Annotated in this window: 20 protein-coding genes; 13 read left to right on the top strand and 7 right to left on the bottom strand. The window is 70.6% G+C overall.

The window, feature by feature from the left end; genetic code table 11:
* Nucleotides 1–10: 10 nt before the first annotated feature.
* From AS850_RS14205 to AS850_RS14160, 10 genes are all read left to right on the top strand, one after another.
* Nucleotides 11–1,240 (top strand): polyprenyl synthetase family protein, encoded by a 1,230-nt coding sequence (locus AS850_RS14205; protein WP_236940739.1) that lies wholly within the window; start codon nt 11–13, stop codon nt 1,238–1,240.
* Nucleotides 1,237–2,130 (top strand): phytoene/squalene synthase family protein, encoded by an 894-nt coding sequence (locus AS850_RS16575; RefSeq protein ID WP_164088466.1) that lies wholly within the window; start codon nt 1,237–1,239, stop codon nt 2,128–2,130. Before AS850_RS14205 ends, AS850_RS16575 begins: the two co-directional genes overlap by 4 nt.
* On the top strand, nt 2,127–3,734 hold the full coding sequence (gene crtI / locus AS850_RS16570; RefSeq protein WP_164088465.1) for a phytoene desaturase family protein: 1,608 nt from the start codon (nt 2,127–2,129) through the stop codon (nt 3,732–3,734). Before AS850_RS16575 ends, crtI begins: the two co-directional genes overlap by 4 nt.
* A 10-nt stretch (nt 3,735–3,744) precedes the next feature.
* Nucleotides 3,745–4,086 (top strand): lycopene cyclase domain-containing protein, encoded by a 342-nt coding sequence (locus AS850_RS14195; RefSeq protein WP_119869706.1) that lies wholly within the window; start codon nt 3,745–3,747, stop codon nt 4,084–4,086.
* Entirely contained in the window at nt 4,083–4,409 is a 327-nt protein-coding gene (locus AS850_RS14190; RefSeq protein WP_119869705.1) for a lycopene cyclase domain-containing protein, read from the top strand. Before AS850_RS14195 ends, AS850_RS14190 begins: the two co-directional genes overlap by 4 nt.
* Nucleotides 4,409–5,422: a prenyltransferase gene (locus tag AS850_RS14180; RefSeq protein ID WP_236940738.1), complete on the top strand. Its 1,014-nt coding sequence runs from the start codon at nt 4,409–4,411 to the stop codon at nt 5,420–5,422. Before AS850_RS14190 ends, AS850_RS14180 begins: the two co-directional genes overlap by 1 nt.
* A 119-nt stretch (nt 5,423–5,541) precedes the next feature.
* Nucleotides 5,542–5,823 (top strand): hypothetical protein, encoded by a 282-nt coding sequence (locus AS850_RS14175; RefSeq protein ID WP_119869704.1) that lies wholly within the window; start codon nt 5,542–5,544, stop codon nt 5,821–5,823.
* Between the two features lie 19 nt (nt 5,824–5,842).
* Nucleotides 5,843–6,277, top strand: coding sequence for a phage holin family protein (locus AS850_RS14170; RefSeq protein WP_119869703.1), 435 nt, complete (start codon nt 5,843–5,845; stop codon nt 6,275–6,277).
* Nucleotides 6,258–6,503: a DUF3618 domain-containing protein gene (locus AS850_RS14165; protein ID WP_119869702.1), complete on the top strand. Its 246-nt coding sequence runs from the start codon at nt 6,258–6,260 to the stop codon at nt 6,501–6,503. Before AS850_RS14170 ends, AS850_RS14165 begins: the two co-directional genes overlap by 20 nt.
* A gap of 13 nt (nt 6,504–6,516) precedes the next feature.
* The gene (locus AS850_RS14160) at nt 6,517–7,632 is read left to right on the top strand and encodes a YihY/virulence factor BrkB family protein (RefSeq protein ID WP_216819770.1); all 1,116 of its coding nucleotides are present in this window, start codon (nt 6,517–6,519) and stop codon (nt 7,630–7,632) included.
* Between the two features lie 25 nt (nt 7,633–7,657).
* Here AS850_RS14160 and AS850_RS14155 read toward each other — a convergent pair whose 3' ends face one another.
* The 3 genes from AS850_RS14155 to AS850_RS14145 all read right to left on the bottom strand — a co-directional run bounded on the left by AS850_RS14155 (nt 7,658) and on the right by AS850_RS14145 (nt 10,704).
* Entirely contained in the window at nt 7,658–8,422 is a 765-nt protein-coding gene (locus AS850_RS14155) for a VOC family protein (protein WP_119869701.1), read from the bottom strand.
* 76 nt (nt 8,423–8,498) lie between these two features.
* Nucleotides 8,499–9,296: an isocitrate lyase/PEP mutase family protein gene (locus AS850_RS14150; RefSeq protein ID WP_119869700.1), complete on the bottom strand. Its 798-nt coding sequence runs from the start codon at nt 9,294–9,296 to the stop codon at nt 8,499–8,501.
* Between the two features lie 109 nt (nt 9,297–9,405).
* Nucleotides 9,406–10,704, bottom strand: coding sequence for a GNAT family N-acetyltransferase (locus AS850_RS14145; RefSeq protein WP_119869699.1), 1,299 nt, complete (start codon nt 10,702–10,704; stop codon nt 9,406–9,408).
* A gap of 136 nt (nt 10,705–10,840) precedes the next feature.
* On the opposite strand from AS850_RS14145, the gene AS850_RS14140 reads away from it, so the two are divergent.
* Nucleotides 10,841–12,214 carry an oligosaccharide flippase family protein gene (locus AS850_RS14140; RefSeq protein ID WP_164088464.1) on the top strand — a complete coding sequence of 458 codons (1,374 nt, stop codon included), beginning with the start codon at nt 10,841–10,843 and terminating at the stop codon, nt 12,212–12,214.
* A 26-nt stretch (nt 12,215–12,240) separates the two neighbouring features.
* A complete protein-coding gene (locus AS850_RS14135) occupies nt 12,241–13,083 on the top strand; it encodes a hypothetical protein (RefSeq protein WP_123955532.1) in 843 nt (280 codons plus the stop codon).
* A gap of 18 nt (nt 13,084–13,101) precedes the next feature.
* On the opposite strand, the gene AS850_RS14130 is transcribed toward AS850_RS14135, so the two are convergent.
* From AS850_RS14130 to AS850_RS14115, 4 genes are read right to left on the bottom strand one after another with little or no spacing between them, the layout of a single operon-like run.
* On the bottom strand, nt 13,102–14,484 hold the full coding sequence (locus AS850_RS14130; RefSeq protein WP_119869696.1) for an MFS transporter: 1,383 nt from the start codon (nt 14,482–14,484) through the stop codon (nt 13,102–13,104).
* On the bottom strand, nt 14,481–15,497 hold the full coding sequence (locus AS850_RS14125; RefSeq protein ID WP_119869695.1) for a hypothetical protein: 1,017 nt from the start codon (nt 15,495–15,497) through the stop codon (nt 14,481–14,483). The genes AS850_RS14130 and AS850_RS14125 overlap by 4 nt, the downstream gene beginning before the upstream one ends.
* Nucleotides 15,494–16,696, bottom strand: a complete 1,203-nt coding sequence (locus AS850_RS14120) for a sensor histidine kinase (RefSeq protein ID WP_119869694.1) — start codon at nt 16,694–16,696, stop codon at nt 15,494–15,496. The genes AS850_RS14125 and AS850_RS14120 overlap by 4 nt, the downstream gene beginning before the upstream one ends.
* Nucleotides 16,693–17,358, bottom strand: a complete 666-nt coding sequence (locus AS850_RS14115; RefSeq protein WP_119869693.1) for a response regulator transcription factor — start codon at nt 17,356–17,358, stop codon at nt 16,693–16,695. The genes AS850_RS14120 and AS850_RS14115 overlap by 4 nt, the downstream gene beginning before the upstream one ends.
* 476 nt (nt 17,359–17,834) lie before the next feature.
* On the opposite strand from AS850_RS14115, the gene dnaK reads away from it, so the two are divergent.
* Complete coding sequence (dnaK, locus tag AS850_RS14110; protein ID WP_119869692.1) at nt 17,835–19,706, top strand: molecular chaperone DnaK; 1,872 nt, start codon at nt 17,835–17,837, stop codon at nt 19,704–19,706.
* The last annotated feature ends 3 nt before the right edge of the window (nt 19,707–19,709 follow it).

Raw genomic sequence — 19,709 nt, 5'->3', positions numbered from 1 at the left:
GTCTGCCAGAGTGGACAGTGATCACCTGCTCGAGAAGGCCCGGGCTCGGGTCGCCGGAGGTGAGCGCGCCTCCCTGGACAGTCCCGTCCGCGTCGACTCCGTCTCCGCCGAGGCCGAGCTCACCGGCTCGCACGACGCCGGTCCCGGCGAGGCCGGCATCCGTGAGGGCGGCGCCCGCGAGGGCAGCGCCCGTGAGGGCAGAGACCACACCGAGCGCGTCGACGCCGTGCTCGACACCTTCTTCCGCGAGGCCAAGGCCCGCGCGAGCGTCGTCGGGGCCCGCTACGTCGAGCTGTGGGACGTCCTGGAGCGCAACTCCGTCGGAGGCAAGCGCTTCCGCCCGCGCATGGTCGTGGCCGCCTACGAGGCCCTCGGCGGTTCCGACACGGAGGCGTCGGCTCTCGTCGGCGCCGCGTTCGAACTCCTGCACACCGCCCTGATCGTCCACGACGACGTGATCGACCGCGACTTCTCCCGTCGCGGCATCCCGAACGTCTCCGGCAGCTACCGCGACACCGCGACCACGGCCGGCATCTCCACCCCCGCGGCCGAGCACCGGGGCATGTCGGCCGCCGTCATCGCGGGCGACCTCGCCCTCACGGGTGCGAGCCGGCTCCTGCTGGGCGTGACCTGCGCGGACGCCTCGCGGTCGCGGCTCCTGGAGATCCTCGACGAGGCCATCTTCGTCAGCGCCGGCGGCGAGCTGCTCGACGTCGAGCTGTCGCTCGCGCCCGACGTGCCGACCGTCGACGAGGTGCTCGAGATGGAGCGCGCCAAGACGGCGGTCTACTCGTTCGAGGCGCCGCTGATGGCGGGAGCCGTCCTGGCCGACGCACCGGAGGAGATCGTCGAGGCCCTCGGTGAGTTCGGCCGCGAGGTGGGCATCGCCTACCAGATCGTCGACGACCTCCTCGGAGTGTTCGGCGAGGAGCGCACGACGGGCAAGACCACCACGGGCGACCTCCGCGAGGGCAAGCGGACCGTCCTGATCGCGCACGCCGCGACGACCGACGACTGGTTCTCGATCCGGCCGTTCGTCGGCAAGGCCGATCTCACCGAGGAGGAGGCGGAGCACGTCCGCGCCCGCCTCACCTCCTGCGGCTCGCGCGCTCGCGCCGAGATCCTCGTGAAGGAGCACGCCGCCCGCGCGCTCGCCGTCCTCGAGCGCGACGGCATGCCCGCCGACCTCCGCAGGGTCCTCCAGCCCGTGGTCGACACCGTGCTCGAGCGCGTCCGATGACGCGTCTCGCGCTGTACGACCGCGTGGCAGAGGAGACCTCGAGCGGCGTCATCCACCGCTACTCGACGTCGTTCGGGCTGGCGTCGCGGCTCCTGGGGGCCGACGTCCGCCAGCACGTCGAGAACATCTACGCGCTGGTCCGTGTCGCCGACGAGATCGTCGACGGGCCCGCCGCCGAGGCGGGAGCCGACCCGGCCACCGCCGCCCGCCTGCTCGACGAGTTCGAGCGCGAGACGGAGCAGGCCGTCGAGCTGGGCTTCAGTGCCAACCTCGTGGTCCACGCGTTCGCCCGCACGGCCCGCGCCACCGGCTTCGGCAGCGACCTCAGCGCCCCGTTCTTCGCCTCGATGCGCGCCGACCTGAGCGCCAGCCACCACGACCAGGAGTCGTTCGACCGCTACGTCTACGGCTCCGCCGAGGTCGTCGGCCTGATGTGCCTGCGCGCGTTCCTGCAGGGCAAGCCCTACGACGCGGCGACGCTCGCCCGCTTCGAGGCCGGCGCCTGCGCGCTCGGCGCGGCCTTCCAGAAGGTCAACTTCCTGCGCGACCTCGCCGACGACTTCCAGACGCTCGGCCGCAGCTACTTCCCCGGAATCGACCCGACGTCCTTCACCGACGCCGAGCGCGATCGGCTCGTCGCCGACATCGACGACGACCTCCGCGTGTCCGGAGCCGTCATCCCGCACCTTCCGCGCAGCTCCCGCCGCGCCGTCGCCCTCGCTCACGGGCTCTTCGCCGAGCTCAACCGCCGCCTCGGCGAGACGCCCGCCGCCGAGCTCATGCACACGCGCATCCGCGTGCCCAACCCCGTCAAACTGCGGATCGCGGCCGCCTCGGCCGCCGGCCGCGTGACTCCTGCCCGCACGACCGCGCTGGGAGGCGCCTCATGACCTCACCCTCCGTCGCCCGCCACGGCAAACGCGTCGCCATCATCGGCGGCGGGATCTCCGGCCTCGCCTCCGCCGCCCTCCTCGCCAAGGAGGGCCACGACGTCACGCTCTACGAGAAGTCGTCCCAGGTCGGCGGGCGCGCGGCGTCGTGGGAGTCCGAGGGCTTCCGCTTCGACCTCGGCCCGAGCTGGTACCTCATGCCCGAGGTCTTCGACCACTTCTTCCGCCTGATGGGCACGACGGCCAGCGAGCAGCTCGACCTCGTGCCGCTCGACCCCGGCTACCGCGTCTACTTCGAGGGGCAGACCGAGCCGATCGACATCCCGCAGGGGCTCGAGGAGAACGTCGCGCTCTTCGATCGCATCGAGCCGGGGGCGGGCAGCCGGATCCGGGAGTACCTCGCCTCGTCGCGCGACACCTACGACATCGCCAAGAAGCGCTTCCTCTACACGTCGTTCCCGTCGCTCCTGCCGCTGCTGCGCCGCGACGTCCTGACGCGCCTGCCGACGCTGGCGCGGCTCCTGCTCGAGAGCCTCGACGGCTTCGTCGGCAAGACGGTGCGCGACCCGCGGCTCCGGCAGATCCTCGGGTACCCGGCGGTGTTCCTCGGGTCGTCGCCGTTCCAGGCGCCGAGCATGTACCACCTCATGTCGACGCTCGACCTCGACGACGGCGTGCTGTACCCGCAGGGCGGTCTCACCACCGTGATCCAGCGGATCGCCGCGCTGGCCGAGGCGGCCGGGGTCACGATCGTGACCGACGCGACCGTCACCCGCATCCGGACCTCCGGCGGGCGCGCCCACGCCACGGGCGTCGAGTGGCGCGACGCCGCAGGGGTCACCCGCTCCGACTTCACCGATTTCGTCGTGTCGGCCGCCGACCTGCACCACACCGAGACGGCCCTGCTCCCGACCGAGCTGCAGTCGTACGGCGAGGGCTACTGGCGCGACCGCAACCCCGGGCCGAGCGCGATGCTGATGTACCTCGGCGTCGAGGGCGAGCTGCCCGAGCTCGAGCACCACACGCTGCTCTTCGCCCGCGACTGGAGCGACAACTTCGGGCGGATCTTCGGCCGCGACAAGTCGATCCCCGAGCCGCCGTCGCTCTACGTCTGCAAGCCGTCGACCGTCGACCCCTCGACCGCGCCGGCGGGCCGCACGAACCTCTTCGTCCTCGTGCCGCTCCCCGCTCAGCCCGAGCTGGGTTCCGGCGGCGTCGACAACTCAGGCTCGGCGACGATCGAGGCCTTGGGCGACGCCGTGATCGAGCAGATCGGCGAGTGGGCGGGCATCCCCGACCTGAGTTCTCGAATCGTGCTCCGCCGCACCCGCGGCCCGCAGGACTTCGTGGACGACTACAACTCGTGGTCCGGCAGCATGCTCGGCCCGGCGCACACGCTCGCCCAGAGCGCGATGTTCCGCGCCGGCAACGTGTCGAAGAAGGTGCGCGGCCTGTTCTACGTGGGCGGGTCCGTGCGGCCCGGCATCGGCCTGCCGATGTGCCTCATCAGCGCCGAGGTGCTGCTGAAGAACCTCCGGGGCGACACGAGCACGGAGCCGCTGCGGGAGCCCGCGCCCGTCCGCGCCGGCCGCACTCCGGCCTGAGTCCTCGACCGTGGGACTCCTCTACCTGCTCGGCCTCCTCGTCGCCCTCACGGGCATGGTCGTGCTCGACCGGCGCTTCCGGCTGTTCTTCTGGCGCGATGCCCGGCGGGCCCGCGTGGTGCTTCCCGTCGGCGTGGTGTTCTTCCTCGTCTGGGACGTCCTCGGCATCCACCTCGGCATCTTCTTCCGCGGCGAGACGTCGTTCATGACCGGCCTCCAGGTGGCACCCGAGCTGCCCGTCGAGGAGCTCTTCTTCCTCACCCTGCTCTGCTACCTCACGATGAACCTGCTGGCCGGGGTCCCGCTGCTCCTGTCGAGAATGCAGGTTGGGCGAGACGAGCGATCCTCGTGACGTACTGGGGTCTCAACGCCGTGTTCCTCGCGATAGCCGCCGCGGCGGGGATCGCCGCCTTCGTGACGCTCCGGCGCCGGGGTGCGACGCTCGGCAGGAGGCGCGCTCTGGCCTGCATTGTCGGCGCGGGCATCCTGCTCGTCATGACGGCCGTCTTCGACAACGTCATGATCGGCATCGGGCTCGTCGGCTACGACGCCGCGAAGATCAGCGGCGTCTTCATCGGCATCGCGCCTCTGGAAGACTTCTCGTATTCGGTGGCGGCACTCGTCCTGCTGCCGTCGCTGTGGGTGCTGCTCGGCGCCGGGAGGGGAAGACGCTGATGACCACGTCGACGACCGACAACCTGCGCGCGCTGTTCGTGGTCTCGCGGCCGCTGAGCTGGGTCAACACGGCGTTCCCGTTCGCGGCGGCGTACATCCTCGGCCGGGCCGGGACGCCCTCGACGAACGACCTCTTCTCGACGATGTCGAGGCAGGACACGGTCTACCAGCCCCAGTCGCCCACTGACAGCGCCATGTGGTCCGTGCTCACGATCACCCGCGACGCGTTCCAGTTCGGCCAGGTCGACTGGCTCGTGGCGGTCGTCGGGATCCTCTTCTTCCTCATCCCCTACAACCTCGCGATGTACGGCATCAACGACGTCTTCGACTACGAGAGCGACCTCCGCAACCCCCGCAAGGGCGGCGTCGAGGGAGCGATGCTCGACCGCAGCTTCCACCGCACCATCCTCCGGGCCGTGGTCGTCGCGAACGTGCCGTTCCTGGTCTTCCTCGTGCTGGTCGGGAGTCCGCAGAGCTGGCTCGTCCTCGCCGTCAGCGTCTTCGCCGTGATCGCCTACTCGCTTAAGGGGCTCCGCTTCAAGGAGCGCCCCTTCCTCGACTCGATCACGTCGAGCACGCACTTCACCAGCCCCGCCGTCTACGGTCTCGTGCTGGCGGGCGTCGCCTTCACGCCGCAGCTGTGGGCGCTCCTCGCCGCCTTCTTCCTCTGGGGCATGGCGAGCCACGCGTTCGGGGCCGTGCAGGATGTGGTGGCCGACCGCGAGGGTGGCATCGCGTCCATCGCGACCGTCATCGGTGCCCGCGCGACGGTGCGCTTCGCGTTCGCCGCGTACGCGCTCGCCGGCGTGCTGCTCCTCCTGACGACCTGGCCGGGGCCGCTGGCGGCGCTCCTCGTCCTGCCGTACCTCGCCACGGTCGCGCCGTTCTGGAACGTCTCCGACGCGGACGCCGCGACGGCCAACCGGGGCTGGCGGCGGTTCCTGCTCATCAACTTCGTCTGCGGATTCTTCACGACGATGCTGCTCATCTGGTGGGTCGTCCTCTCCCGCTGATCGCTCCGCGACGACGTCGGGCGTCCCCCGGTTGCCGAGTGAAGCCCGTCGATCTGGTCGCCCGGGCCGGGCCTGTGCCACCGTTGACCAAGACCATCCCCCGATTTGAGGAGAACCCCATGAAAGGCAAGATCCTGTTCGTGGCCGGACTAGCGGCCGGATACGTGGTGGGCGCCCGTGCGGGTCGCCAGTCGTACGAGAAGATCAAGCTGCGCGCCGACAAGGTGTGGCACGACCCCAACGTCCAGCGCGGCGTCACCAAGGCCGAGGACTTCGTGGCCGAGAAGGCTCCCATCGTGGGCCGCAAGATCCAGGAGACGGCGCAGGACGCCGCTCACGCAGCCACCGAGAAGGTCCGGTCCGCGACGTCCAAGTCCGACCCCGAGACCCCGAAACTCTGACACCCCTTAGGCTCAGCGCATGACCGACGCGACGACGGACGAGCGGGCCGCCGGGAGCAGACGCTCCCTCGGCGGCCTCCTCTCCTCCCTTCCCGACCTCATCTCCCGTCTCATCAGGGGCGAGATCGCCCTGGCCAAGGGCGAGCTCGTGGCCAAGCTCAAGGCGGCGGGCGTCGGCATCGGCCTCCTCGTGGCCGCGGCCCTCTTCGGCTTCCTGCTGCTCGAGGTGCTCGTGGCGGCCGCGGTCCTGGGGACGGCGACGGTGTTCCCGGCCTGGCTCGCCGCGCTGCTCGTCGGCGCGGGGCTCCTGGTCGTCACCGCGATCCTCGCCCTGGTCGGCGTGCGGGCCCTCAAGAAGGGCGTGCCGCCGGTTCCGACCGAGACCGTCGAGAGCGTCAAGAGCGACGTCCGCGCTTTGAAAGGGGAGGGCCGCCGTGAGTCCGAAGAGCACTGAGCCGAAGAGCACCGACCCGAACGGCACCGACGAGACCGCAGGAGGCCCGGAGAAGGGCTCCAAGCGCTCGAAGTCCGACCTGGCCGCTCTGCAGGCCGATGTGGCGGCGACGCGCGACGAGTTCGCGGCCACCCTCGACGCCATCGAAGACAAGCTCAACCCCAAGACCCAGTTCCGAAGGGCCCGCGGGGCGATCTCGAAGATCGTGTCGCGCTCCAAGGAGTGACCCGGAGAAACCCATGGCTCTCGTGAAGACCCGCTCGGAGACCGACGTCGATCCGGACGACCCGCGGAAGCCGGAGAGTCCGTCCGACCTCACCAAGCGGACCTGGATCTACACGTTCAAGAAGACCCTGCGGGAGTTCTCGAGCGACCAGTGCACCGACCTCGCCGCGGCCCTGACCTACTACGCGGTGCAGGCGCTGTTCCCCGGCCTGCTCGCGGTGGTGTCGCTCCTCGGGCTCTTCGGCCAGGCCGGCTCGACGACGACGACCGTCCTCGACCTGCTCGGGCGATTCGTCTCGGCCGACATGCTCAAGACGATCAGCGGCCCCATCGAGGAGCTCACGAAGTCGAACGCCGCGGGCGTGGCGTTCGTCGTGGGCGTCGTCGGAGCGCTGTGGTCGGCCTCCGGCTACGTCGGCGCCTTCGGCCGCGCCCTCAACCGGATCTACGCGCAGGAGGAGGGGCGTCCGGTCTGGAAGCTCCGTCCCGTCAACCTCCTGGTCACCGTCATCACCGTGATCCTCGTCGTTGTCGCGGCGCTGATCCTCGTGCTGAGCGGTGGGGTGGCCCAGACGATCGGCTCGTTCATCGGGCTCGGTCCGACCGTGGTCCTCGTGTGGGACATCGCCAAGTGGCCGGTCCTCGCGGTCATCATCGTGGTCGTCGTCGCGGTCCTCTACTACTTCGCGCCGAACGTCCAGCAGCCGAAGTTCCGCTGGCTGAGCCGAGGCGCGCTCCTGGCGATCGGCGTCTGGCTCCTGGCGTCCGTGGGCTTCGCCTTCTACGTCGCGAACTTCTCGAGCTACAACAAGACCTACGGCGCCCTGGGCGGTGTCATCGTCTTCCTGCTCTGGCTCTGGATCACGAACATCGCCCTGCTCTTCGGAGCCGAGTTCGACGCGGAGACCGAGCGCGGGCGCGAGCTGCAGGCGGGACTCGAGGCGGAGGAGAGCATCCTGCTGCCCCCGCGCGACACGCGCCAGATCGACAAGAAGGCCGCCAAGCACGCGGAGGACGTGCAGCAGGCCGTCACCGTCCGCGAGAAGGCCGTGGAGGACCGTCGACGCGAGGAGGCCGCCGAGGCCGCTCGCCCGAAGAACCCGAGCGACGACCCGACCTACTTCGTCTGAGCGGGCCCGCGGCCGGACCGGCTGCTCAGGCGATGAGCTTGAAGATCGCCCCGGTGACGTCGGCCAGCTCGGCCAGGCGCCCGTAGGGCGTGTCGACGGCCGGGTCGAGCACGCGACCGCCGAGCTCGACGACTCGCGAGACGGCCGCGTCCACGTCGGCCACGCGGAAGTAGACCCTCCAGGCCGCAGGATCGCCCGCAGGCCAGTAGGCGGTCGCGTCCATGACGCCCGCGTAGGGCTTCTCGTCGACCATCAGCTGCTCGTAGCGGAACTCGTCCGTGTCGCCCATGCTCGCGGTCTGCCAGCCGAAGGCCTGCTGATAGAACTGCACCTCGTCGTGGAAGTTCGTGGTGTGGAGCTCGAACCACGACGGCGCTCCGACGGTGTCGAGCACTCCGAAGCCGCGGTGCTGCTCCGGCTGCCAGGCGCCGACGACGGCGCGATCGGCGTCGACAGCGACGAGCATGGTCCCCAGCGGGCCGACGACGTGCGGACCGCCGACCACCATGCCGCCCGCACCCGTCACCGCCGAGGCCGTCGTCTCCGCGTCGCTCGCCTGGAGGTAGGTGACCCAGGCGTCGGGCGACTTCTCGGGCTCGGGGTTCTGCGCCATCCCCGCGACCTGGGCGTCGCCCAGGGAGAAGTTCACGTAGTCGCCGAAATCGGGGCCGGTGTCGACCGACGACCAGCCGAAGAGCGCCTCGTAGAAGGCCCTCGACGCGTCGGGATCGCTCGAAGACAGATCGATCCAGATCGGTGCACCGGTGGGGAAGACGGGAACGGTGGGCATGGTGCACTCCTCGGGACGGCGGATCGTTGCGGCCGAGGCTACGCCGATCCGCCTCCCGGCAGAAGTGTCTCCCGGCTCAGAACGAGAAGCCGAGCTCCGCGGGGTAGTCGCCGCGGGCGGTGAGCTGCTCGGCGGCGTCGCGGAGGTGCGAGAGCGTGAGCCCCAGGATGCCCGGACCGAAGCTGACCCGCGACACCCCGAGCTCGGCCAGGCGCGCCAGTGGCACGGACGACGGGCCCGAGATGACGGAGACCTTGCCGTGGATCTCGTCGAGGGCGCGCTTGACGAGGTCCTCCGTCGAGAGACCGAGGACGAACGCGACGTCGGCGCCGGCGTCGAGGTAGGCGTTGGCCCGGGTGACGCTGTCGTCGAAGGTCGAGGGGTCCGCGGCGAGGCCGTCCACGCGCGCGTTGATGACGATGGGCACGCCGGCGCGGTCGCCCGCGGCGCGCGCGGCGGCGATCTTCGACACCTGGGTGTCGATCTCGTAGAGGGGGGCCTTGGCCTGGCCGAGGCTGTCCTCGATGTTGAGCCCCGCGGCTCCTGCCTCGATGAGGCGCCAGACGTTGTCGAGGGTGCCGGCGGCGTCCTTCGCGTAGGCCTTCTCGAAGTCGACGGAGACGGGGAGATCGACGGAGCGGATCACGAGCTGCGCCGCGGCGAGCGCCTCGTCGACGTCGAGACCCTCGCCGTCCTCGACGCCGTGGGCCTCGCTGATCGAGTGGCTGGCGGTGGCGAGGGCCTTGACGCCGGGGACGCCGGCGACGATGCGGGCGGTGATGCTGTCCCACACGTTCGTGACGATCAGCGGGTCGCCGGGGATGTGCAGGGAGCGGAGGAGTTCGGCCTTCTCGGCCGTGGACTGGGTCGACATGGCCTCAAGCCAACCAGGCTGCGGCGCGTGACGCCAGGGGCCGCTCCGCCCGGGAGCGTCGTCCCGCGCCGACCGAGCGCACGCCGCCGACCGTCTCGGAGTCGGTGATCTAGAAGTCGGTGATGCAGTACACCGGCCGCTCGGCCGCGAAGAACGCCGTCGCGCGGGCGACGGCCCGGTCGTCGCGGGCCGTCACGAGGCCGGCCTCGGCGAGCAGCCCCACGGAGACGCCGCCCAGGTAGAGCGAGGCGAGCGTCGCGACGTCGAGTTCGAGGTCGGCGACCGCGGTCGCGGGCTCGGCGGCGCGGCTCACCCGCCCCGAGCCTCCTGCGGCGTCGATCGTGAAGACGCCGTCGGCGTAGCCGAGCGCGTCGTGCAGGCGGAGGGTCAGGCTGCCGTCGACGGGGTAGGGGCGCGCCTCGAGGGCGGCCACCGGGTCGAGGACGCGCAGCCAGATGTGGTCGGACTCGCGCAGGGTCTCGAGCGACCGGCTGTCGACGAGCGCGTGGAGCACGGCGTTGTCGACGGCGGAGGTGCGGTGCGTGATCCGGTCGACGAGGTCGACGCGGCCGAGGAACTCCCAGAGGGCCAGGTGCGCGTTCGCGTCGCCGGCGACGAGGTCGACGACCTGCAGGGTCGTGACACGGTCGGCGTCGATGATGCGATAGACGACGTAGCCGTCGACCCTCTCGGACCCTTCGGCGTAGTGCACGGCGGCCCGGACGCTCTCGTCGGGCTTGCCCTCGTCGGTGGCGAGGCCGAGCAGCCCGTTCCAGAGCTGCAGGTGGCGGTCGACGGAGCCGGGGGTGCGCGCGTGGAACGCGGCGAACACCTCGCGCGCAACCGCGGCGAGGTCGTGGGCCGAGGCCAGTTCGACGCGGCCCGCAGGATGCGCGTGGAGACCGAACGGCCGGTCGCGGCGCACCACGATCGAGCGCTGCCTCACGGACGGGCCGAACCCGAACCGTCGGTAGATGGTCGACTCGCTGGCGGTGAGCGCGGCCAGCGCGTGACCGGTGGCGCTCGCGTGGGCGAGGCGGTCGGTCATCAGGTGGCGCAGCATGCCGCGGCGCTTGTGGGTGGGGCGCACGGTGACGTCGGAGATGAGGTACGACGGCACGAGCGACGAGCCGCCGACGTTGATCGTCTTGGTGAAGCCGGCGTAGGTGCCGACGGGCCAGTCGGCGTCGAGCGACGAGGCCGGCGGCTGCTTCGCGTAGACGCCCGTGAAGACCCGACCGTCGTCGACGGCCCCGAGGGCGGCCTGCAGGACGCCCTGTTCACCGCTCGACTGGTGGAACGCGATCCGCGTCGCGCCGATCCACGCGGCCGTCGCGGCGTCGGGCGCCCCGTCGACGAGGACGGGGTCGAAGGTGCGGAGGTCGTACGTCTCGTCGAAGGAGCTCATGCTCCCAGCCTAGGGGTGCGCCCGAACGCGCCGGAAAGGGCAGTCGTTCCTACCAGCACTTGCGGTTGTGTATATCAATGTCTAATATTGACTGAGGCGCTCACGATCCGGGTGCCGCCTTCCGAAAGAGAAGCTCGTGTCCTCCCCTGCCGTTCTCACCCGAACCATCGCCTCGCGCGACTCGCACCGACCCACGCGTCCGCTCCGCTCGAGTGTCCTCTTCTCGCTCCTGGCCAACGGCTTGCCACCCCTCGCCTCCCTGGCGAGCGCCCCGATCCTCGCGCAGGCTCTGGGGGTCGATGCGCGCGGACAGGTGGCGGCCGCGACGGCACCCCTCCTGCTCGCGACGGCGGTCGCGACCTTCGGAGTGCCGGCGGCCGTGACGCACTTCGTCGCTCGTCATCCGGCGATCGAACGTTCCCTCGTCCGCGGTGGTTCCGTCCTGCTCCTCCTCACGGGCGTCGTGACATCGCTCGGGGTCTTCGCCGTCAGCGCCGTGCTGGCGGATGGAGAGGAACGGCTCCGCGGACTCCTCCTGCTCGCGCTCCTCGCCCTCGTGCCGACCCTGATGGTCGGTCTGCTCCGCGCCGTCGCGGCGGGGAGGCACGCCTGGCGCTGCATCTCCGCAGCTCAGGCGATCACGGCCTTCGTCCGGCTGGGGGCGCTCACCGTCCTCTGGTCGACGGGTCGTCTCGACGTCACGTCGGCGGTCCTGGTGCTCGCGGCGGCCCCTGTGGCGGGCGGGATCGCCTATCTCTCGCTCGCGCGGAAGGGCGGCGTCATCCGCTTGGAGCCCACCGACGCTCCGCCCGGTCTGCTCGCTCTGGGGTCGTACGGCATGCGTGTCTGGATCGGCTCCATCGCCGGCATGATCCTCCTCCGGCTGGACCAGACCCTCCTCACCCCGCTCTCCGGCGTCGAGCAGCTGGGTCTCTACGTCGTTGCCGCGAGCATGGCGGAGGTCCCGCTGATCATCACGAACGCGGTGCGCGACGTCGTCTTCTCCGCCGACTCGGCTCGAAGCGACGACGCCCGCCTCCTACGGGCATCACGGCTGACGACGAGTCTGACGGGCGTGGCAGCCCTCGTCGTCGCCGGTGCGGCACCGTTCGCGCTGCCACGTCTCTTCGGGCCCGAATTCGAATCCGCCCTGCCCGTCTGTCTGGTCCTCCTGCTCGCCACGGTGGTCGGCAATTCGCTCGCCGGGATCGCCCTCAGCGCTCGTGGACGCCCTGGCCTGCGGAGCGGAGCCCTGGCAGTGGCATGCCTGGTCAACATCGCTCTCGTCGCGATGCTGGCCCCGAGTGCGGGTGCTCTCGGTGCGGCCGTCGCGACGCTCGTCGCCAACGCCGTGGCCGGGTCCATCACCATCCTCACCTTCTCCCGCCTCCACGGCGTCTCCCCGCTCTCCTTCCTGGCGCTCCGCCCTGGTGACCTGCAGCCGCTCGCGGATGCCGCTCGTCGGATGAGCGGTCGGGGCGTATCCGCTTCGCGGGAGGTGGCCGAATGACGAGCCGCTCGTTGACCATGCGAACGGTGACGTTCGTCCGAGCCCGCGTGCTGATGGCCCTCTACGGACTTCTCTCGTCCTTCGGCCGACGATCGCTCGTCGAGCCGGACGGCCCGGTCGTCAGCCTCACGAGCTACGGTCAGCGCGTCAGGGTGGTCCACCTCGCCATCGAGTCGATCGGGCGCGGGCGGAAGCGTCCGTCCCGCATCCTGCTCTGGCTCGATGATCCGGGCCTCGTCGAGGCCCCTCCGCGCTCGCTTCAGCGCCTCCTCGGGCGTGGCCTCGAGATCCTCGCCTGCCCGGACTACGGGCCCCACAAGAAGTACTTCCCCTTCGCCCTGACGCGCGAGGAACACTGCGACACCCTCGTCTCGGCCGACGACGACGTTCTGTATCCGCGGCAATGGCTGGCTTTTCTAGCGAACGCCTCGATTCAGCAGCCTGAGGCGATCCTCGCGCACCGTGTCGATCGCGCTGCCGTCGCCGACGGCGTCATCGCTCCCTACGCCTCCTGGGGACGCGCTCACGACCCCGCACCCAGTCCGCGGAACTTCGCCGTCGGGGTGAAGGGGGTGCTCTATCCTCCCGGTGCGCTCGACGAACTCCGCGATGCGGGCAACTCCTTCGTCGAGACGGCCCCCAGGTCCGCCGACATCTGGTTCAACCTCGTGGCCCTGCGTCATCGTCGCCCCGTCGTCCCTGTGGAGGGTCTGCCGATCCGGGCCATCGTCCCGATGCGGGGAGTCGACCTCGGCGAGTCGCTCATGGAGTCCAACGTCGTCAGGGGCCGCAACGATCGCCTGCGCGACGTCCTCTTCACCGAGGCGGAGCGTCAGGCGGTTCTTCGCGACGACTACGACTGCCTGTGAACGCCGCGGTGCCGCCGCTCAGTCGAGCGCGCGCTGCACCGCGTTCACCCGCAGCATCAGCAGGAGTCCCAGCAGCAGCACGAGGGCGATACCGATGATGCCGAACCGGGTGTCGCCGGTCACGGCCACGAAGAGCGTGAAGAGGGCCGGAGCCAGGAAGCTCACCGCCCGCCCGGTCGTCGCGTAGAGGCCGAACACCTCGCCCTCGCGGCCGGGAGGCGTCACGCGCGCCAGGAACGAGCGGCTCGCCGACTGGACGGGGCCGACGAAGAGGCAGAGGAAGAGCCCGCAGATCCAGAAGCCGAGCTGCGCCGTCCCCACGAACAGCACGACCAGAGCGGCGATCACGAGCCCGACGAGCGACCCGACGATGATCCGCTTGGCGCCGAGCCGGTCGTCGAGGCTCCCCGCCGCGAAGCTGCCCAGGCCGGCCACGAGGTTCGCGGCGACGGCGAAGTAGATGACCTCGCTCGACGAGAAGCCGAACACCTGCGACGCGATGATGGCCCCGAAGGTGAAGACGGCGGCGAGCCCGTCGCGGAAGACCGCGCTCGCGGCCAGGAAGAGCAGGATCTGCGGGTTCTTCCGGTAGAGCGCCGCGATGGTCCGGCCGAGCTTCCGGTAAGAGCCGATGATGCCCACGCGCTCGCGGGGGCCGTCGTGGGCCGGGATCTCGGGGACGTCGACGAGGAGCGGGATCGCGAAGACCCCGAACCAGACCGCCGCCACCAGGATCGCCAGCCGCACGCTCCAGACGCCTCCCGCGGGGGTCGACGCGACTCCGAGCAGGCCGGTCCGCCCCTCGACGCCGAAGCTCTGCAGGAAGAGGACGAGCAGGATCACCAGCAGCACGATCCCGCCGATGTAGCCGGCGCCCCAGCCCCAGCTCGAGACCCGGCCGATCGTCTTCGGCGTCGACACCTGCACGAGCATCGCGTTGTAGTTGACGCTCGCGAACTCGAAGACGAGGTTGCCCACCGCCAGGAGCGTCGCGCCGAGCAGCAGCGACGACGGGACGGGCGCCACGAACACCATGGCGGCCATGACCAGCACGAGGATCCCGGAGTTGACGCCGAGCCAGAACTTGCGGCGGCCGGAGCCGTCGGATCGCTGGCCGAGGACGGGTGCCAGGAGCGCGACCAGGATCCCGGCGATCGTCAGCGCGGTGGAGATGACGGTGGCGTTCCCGGCCTTCGCGAGCACGAGCGCGGGATTCTTCGTGTCGTCGCCGGCGGCCTGCACGATGGCCGGGTCGACGAACGACGAGCTCGCGAGGTAGGTGCTGAAGACGAAGGTCGTCACGACGGCGTTGAACGCGGCGGATCCCCAGTCCCACAACGCCCAGGAGACCACCCGGCGGCGTGGGATCGGGGTCGTGTCGGCCAGTGTCGCCTCGGTCATGGCTCCTGCTCTCCGTCGTCGTCGGCGATGGTGACGCGCGTCGTCTCGCGGCCGTCCGAGGCGAGGACCGTCGCGATGGACTCGCGGCCGTCCGGCAGGAGCCGCGCCACGACGCGCCCGCTCGTCGCCGCGTCGAGCTGCTCGACCAGGGTCGTCTCGATCCGGTCGCGAACGACCGTCGGCATGTCGGCACCGGCGCGATCATCGAGGAGCGACACGTCGACCCCGCGCGAGCGCGCCCGGGTGGCCGCCTGCGCCACCTGGACGGTGGCGAGGTCGCTCGCCCGGAGCTGGTCGCGAAGAGCGGCCTCGACGAGCGTGAAGTCGCGGCGGTCGTCGTCGGTGATCTCGGTGGCGGTCAGGATGCGCTCCAGCGCGGGCGTCGCCACCGCGCGGAGCTGGTCGAGGCGCGTGTTCTGCTCGTCGAGCGCGGCGGTGGCGGTCGCCTGGGCCCGCACGCTCGCGAGCTCGGTCCGCTGGAGCCGCCGGATCGACGTCCGCGTCCGCGCGAGCAGCAGCGCGAACAGCGACACCACGACCATCAGCGCCGCCGAGCGGATGACGAACCCGATCCCGGCGGGGGCGCCCCGGCCGACCTGGACGCTCCAGGCGATGGTCAGCGCCGACATCAGGAGGAAGCCCACCCACGACCAGGTGGCCCGTCCGCGCAGGGTCAGCAGGAAGAGCACGAAGGTGACGGCACCCCAGATCCAGGTCGCCCAGCCGGGCCAGCCCCGGTCGGGGAGGTCCCAGACGCTGCAGGAGGCGAGGGTCGTCAGGGCGATGACGACCAGGGTGAGGCGGAGGGGGAACGGGTCCATCCGCGGCAGGGTCACCAGGTAACCCGCGACGAGGACGGCCGCGAGAGCCCCGATGGACACGACCGGGACCTTGTAGAACGGCAGCCCGTAGATCATCAGGGCCACGTGGACGACGGCGAAGAGCAGGAAGAGGGCCGTCGTGCCCCGGCCGGTCAGCTGGAGGAAGCTCGGGGTCGTCGTCGGCGAGGTCATGCGGCGGCCCCGGTCCGCGCCCAGCCCATCGTGACGCGCGTCCCGATCCCGAGGGCGCTGTCGACGGAGGCGAAGCCGCCCTCGAGGGTCGCCATCCGGTTGAGGATGCTGACGCGGACGCCCAGGCGCTCGGGCGGGATGCGGCGGCTGTTGAAGCCGCAGCCGTTGTCGCTCACGCGGATCTCGATCGCCTCGGGCGACGTCGTCACCGTCACGAGCCGCCACGGTGACTGCTCCACCTCCTGGTCGGCGTGCCGGAGCGAGTTCCGCACGGCCTCGGCCGTCGCCTCGAGGAGGGCCAGCGCGATGTCGGCGGGAACGGGCGCGTCGCCGTCGAGGTGCGCCTCGAAGCCGATCCCGTCGCTCTGTGTCGTGACCGACGAGCGCAGGCGGTTGACGAAGTCCTCCTGTGCCAGCGGTTCGGCGGACAGGAGGGTGTCGTCGCGCAGGGTGGCGAGCGTCGAGGCCGCCAGCTCGCGGAGGGCGTCCGTGGGGACTCCTTCGGCGCGCGAGGCGATCAGGAGCGACGACAGGACGTGGTCGTGGACGAGCGCGTCGACCCGGACGCGCTGCTGCACCCGCGCCGACGCCTGCGCCTCGCGAGCCGTCTTGGCCCGGGCGGCGGCCGCCGCATCGTCGAGACGCTGCGTGCTCCAGCGGCTGATCAGCGTGATGGCGACGAAGACGCAGTCGAAGAGGAGGTTGTAGGCGAAGTCGAGGACGGCGACCGAGGCCCCCACCTCGGGATCCGCGAGAGAGCGGATGATGCCCGAGAGGACGGCCGTCACGATCACGTAGGTCCAGACCCAGCGCCGCCGCCAGCTGATGGCCACGACGATCGCCGGCACGGCCATGAGGTCGTTCGTCCAGGGGGAGCCGCTGTCCGGCAGGGACGAGGCCGTCATCGCGAGGGGGAACGTCGCCATCGTCACGAGGAAGATCCCGGCGTAGGTCGTCGCGATGGCCCGCAGGAGGCGCAGCGGCGCCCACATCGCCAGCACGGCGAGGACGGCGGGCCCGATCCCGGCGATCAGCCAGGTCGTCAGCGCCCACCACGGGGTCAGGGCGGCGAACTGGCCGAGGGCCTTCTGCGAGCCGACGATCGTGTAGACGACGCCGCCGACCCCGATGGAGAGGTACAGGATCCGCGTGATGCGGAGCTCGGCGTCGCCCGGCGTCCGGGCCGGGCGCGTGGTCACCCGAGCCGCCGGTCGTCGGTGAGCAGGCCGTCCTCGGCCGCGCGCCGGTGGAGGTCGACCTTGGTGTGGGCGGGGCGGCCGGCGTTGGCGTACTTGGCCCGGATCCTGCTGACGTAGTTGGCCACCGTCGCCTTGGAGAGGTTCGTGAGGTACGCGACCGACTGGGCCTTCTCGCCGGACGCGTAGAGCGCCAGGATCTCGCGCTCGCGGGCGCTGAGGCCGGCGTCGGCCAGGGCCTCGTCGCCGTCGATGGCCGCGGCCCAGTCGAGCCCGGCGACGGTGGTGCCCCTCGCGGCGTCGCGGATGGCGTCGACGAGCTCCTCGACCGGCTGCGACTTGCGGACGATGCCGAGGGCGCCCGCCTTCGCCGCGGCCCGGATCGCCTGCGGGTCCTCCGCCGCGGTCAGGATCAGGACGTCGGCCCCCGCCGCGACGAGCGTGCCGATGTTGTCGGTCGCGCTCGACCCGTCGCCGAGTCGGAGGTCGAGGACGACGAGGTCGACCGGGGTCGCGTCGAGGTCGAGATCGCGGACGGTCGGGGTCACGGCGACCACCTGGATGTCCGCGAACTCGCGGAGGAGCTGGGCGAAACCGACCGCCACGATTTCGTGGTCCTCGACCAGAGCCACGCGTAAAACCGGCAGCGGCGTCTGGTCGCTCATCGATCCTCCCGAGGAAAGTCTAGGGTTGCGCAGGTTCGGCCACCGTACCCCCCGTTCGGGTGCCATCACATCTACTACTGTCGGCGGGCCCGGGCGGCTGCCAGGGTGGTTCCGTTGGACCAGATCCGACCTCGATGCCCGAATCATCGAGTGTGCCAGAGGGACTGCCGCGCCGGAGCGGGGGAAGGCCATGACCGGTGGGGGGCCACGGTCAGGTCGGCTCCAGCGCGGCAGAACCCCTTGCGGGCGCCCCTCTCTTCTCTCTCCTCCGCCGCATCCGCGTGACGTCACCGCAGGATGCCCGGCCGAGGTCACGTCGCGCCCGCCGCCCCCACGGCCTCTCCTTGAGTCGACCACACTCAACTTTCAGGCTTCCCGCTTGACTCTCCGCGAGCGATGGCTAAACTTGAGCCTGTCGGACTCAACCCCGGCGATCAGACTTCGCAACACCAAGCACGACGAAGGAGAAAAGCCCCATGGCACGTGCAGTAGGAATCGACCTCGGTACCACCAACTCGGTGGTCGCGGTCCTCGAGGGCGGCGAGCCCACCGTCATCGCCAACGCGGAGGGCCTCCGCACCACCCCGTCGGTCGTCGCGTTCACGAAGGACGGCGAGGTGCTCGTCGGTGAGACCGCGAAGCGCCAGGCCGTCACGAACGTCGACCGCACCATCTCCAGCGTCAAGCGCCACATCGGCACCGACTGGACCGTGGGCGTGGACGACAAGAAGTACACCCCGCAGGAGATCTCGGCCCGCATCCTCGGCAAGCTCAAGCGCGACGCCGAGCAGTACCTCGGCGAGGACGTGACCGACGCCGTCATCACGGTCCCGGCCTACTTCAACGACTCCGAGCGTCAGGCCACGAAGGACGCCGGCGAGATCGCCGGCCTCAATGTGCTCCGCATCATCAACGAGCCCACCGCCGCCGCCCTCGCGTACGGCCTCGACAAGGGCAAGGAGGACGAGCTCATCCTCGTCTTCGACCTCGGTGGCGGCACGTTCGACGTCTCGCTGCTCGAAGTGGGCAAGGACGACGACTTCTCCACGATCCAGGTCCGCGCGACCTCCGGTGACAACCGCCTCGGCGGCGACGACTGGGACAACCGGATCGTCGAGCACCTCATCAAGAAGTTCAAGGACGACCACGGCGTCGACCTCTCCGGCGACAAGATCGCGAAGCAGCGCCTGAAGGAGGCGGCGGAGCAGGCCAAGAAGGAGCTCTCCTCCTCCAGCAGCACGAGCATCCAGCTGCCCTACCTCACCCTCACCTCCGAGGGCCCGCTCAACCTCGACGAGACGATCTCGCGCTCGCAGTTCGAGCAGTGGACCTCCGACCTCCTCGACCGGACCAAGAAGCCGTTCAACGACGTCATCGCCGAGGCCGGCGTCAAGGTCGGCGACATCGCCCACGTGGTGCTCGTCGGCGGCTCGACCCGCATGCCCGCCGTCTCCGACGTCGTGCGCTCGCTGACTGGTGGCAAGGAGCCCAACAAGGGCGTCAACCCGGACGAGGTCGTCGCCGTCGGCGCCGCCCTGCAGGCCGGTGTCCTCAAGGGCGAGCGGAAGGACGTCCTCCTCATCGACGTCACGCCGCTGTCGCTCGGCATCGAGACCAAGGGTGGCGCGATGACGAAGCTCATCGAGCGCAACACCGCGATCCCGACCAAGCGCAGCGAGACCTTCACGACCGCCGACGACAACCAGCCGTCGGTCGCCATCCAGGTCTTCCAGGGCGAGCGCGAGTTCACCCGAGACAACAAGAACCTCGGCACCTTCGAGCTGACCGGCATCGCGCCGGCCCCCCGCGGCATCCCGCAGATCGAGGTCACGTTCGACATCGACGCCAACGGCATCGTGCACGTCTCCGCGAAGGACAAGGGGACGGGCAAGGAGCAGTCGATGACCATCACGGGCGGATCCTCGCTCGCGAAGGAGGACATCGAGCGCATGGTGCGCGAGGCCGAGGAGCACGCCGCCGAAGACAAGGCGCGCCGCGAGGCCCAGGAGCTCCGCAACACGGGCGACCAGCTCGTCTACTCGATCGAGAAGCTCCTCAAGGAGAACGACGAGAAGCTCCCGGCCGACGTCAAGAGCGAGGTCCAGGCGGACGTCGACTCGCTCAAGTCCGCACTCGCGGGTGACGACGAGGCGGCCATCAAGCCGGCCGTCGACAAGCTCACCGAGAGCCAGCAGAAGATCGGGCAGGCGCTCTACGCGTCGAGCCAGGCCGATGCTGCCGCCGGCCCCGGTGCTCCTGCGGACGGCCCCGCCGAGGGCGACGCCAAGGCGGACGACGAGGACATCGTCGACGCCGAGGTCGTGGACGACGAAGACGACAAGAAGTAGTCG

The organism is Frondihabitans sp. 762G35, assembly GCF_002074055.1.
GTDB lineage: Bacteria > Actinomycetota > Actinomycetes > Actinomycetales > Microbacteriaceae > Frondihabitans.
This window is presented reverse-complemented; position numbering and strand designations above follow the sequence as displayed.